The organism is Rhizobacter sp. P3_B12, assembly GCF_056402895.1.
Map to the genome: position 1 here is coordinate 1 of NZ_JBFUGN010001435.1, position 1124 is coordinate 1124.

The window sequence follows — 1124 nt, forward strand, 5'->3', positions numbered from 1 at the left end:
GACCAGCACCTCGAAGCGGTCTTCCTTCAGCAGGTAGCCGTCGGCGCCGCATTGCAGCGCGGGGAACAGGTGGTCGTCGTCGGAGTACAGCGTGGTGACGATCTTGGTGGCCGGGTAGCGGGCCAGCTCGGCCAGCAGCTCCATGCCGTTGCCGTCGGGCAGTTCCAGGTCGACCAGGATCAGCTTGAACGGGTCGGTGGCGGCCTCGACCTTCTGCCGGTCGGGCAGGCCGATGTGGCGGCGTGCGCTCTCGAGGTCGCCGGCTTCGGTGATGGCGATCGTGTCGCTGAAGCTTTCGCGCACCACGCGGCACAGGAAGCTGCGCGCAACGGGGTTGTCTTCGACGATCAGGACCTTGATTGCCATGCCGTGGTGCCGGGGAAGAGCAGAGGGGGACGCGGGATGCGCCCTGCATCGTAGCGCACTCCCCCTGCAACAAGCTGTGTCCAGCCGTGTGCGGCGCGGCCGTCCCCCTTGGGTGAAGGGGGCGGGCTGCTCAGCGCGCAGGGTTCAGCGGTTCACCAGCACGATCTTCCCTTGCACCTGGCGGCTGCCCATGCGGGTGAACGCATCCGACAGCGCGCTCATCGGCAGCGTGCGATCGATCGCTGGCTTGATCTTGCCCTGCGCATACCAGCCGGCCAGCTCGGCCAGCGCGCGGGCGTTGTTCTTCGGCTCGCGGCGCGCGAACTCGCCCCAGAACACGCCGACGATCGAGGCCCCCTTCAGCAGCGCCAGGTTCAGCGGCAGTGCCGGGATGCCGCCCTGCGCGAAGCCGATCACCAGGTAGCGGCCGCGCCAGGCGATCGAGCGGAACACCGGTTCGGCCAGGTCGCCGCCGACCGGGTCGTAGACCACGTCGGGGCCCTTGCCCTGCGTCAGCGCCTTCAGCTCCTCGCGCAGCTGGCCACGGCTGTAGTTGATGGTCTCGTCGGCGCCGAGCTGCTTGCAGAAGGCGCATTTCTCGTCGGTGGACGCGGCGGCGATCACGCGTGCGCCCGCTGCCTTCGCGATCTGGATCGCCGCGCTGCCGACGCCGCCGGCCGCACCGAGCACCAGCACGGTCTCGCCCGGCTGCAGCGCCGCGCGGTCCATCAGCGCATGGTGCGTGGTGCCGTAGGTGC

The 1124-nt window shown here is 69.7% G+C and carries 2 protein-coding genes; both read right to left on the minus strand.

Features of this window, described 5'->3' with window-relative positions:
• The coding region (locus AC1D01_RS35860; RefSeq protein ID WP_477874455.1) for a response regulator at positions 1–366 on the minus strand (366 nt) is incomplete at its 3' end.
• 144 nt (positions 367–510) lie between these two features.
• A partial coding sequence (locus AC1D01_RS35865) for a zinc-binding dehydrogenase (protein WP_477874457.1) occupies positions 511–1124 on the minus strand: 614 nt, incomplete at its 5' end.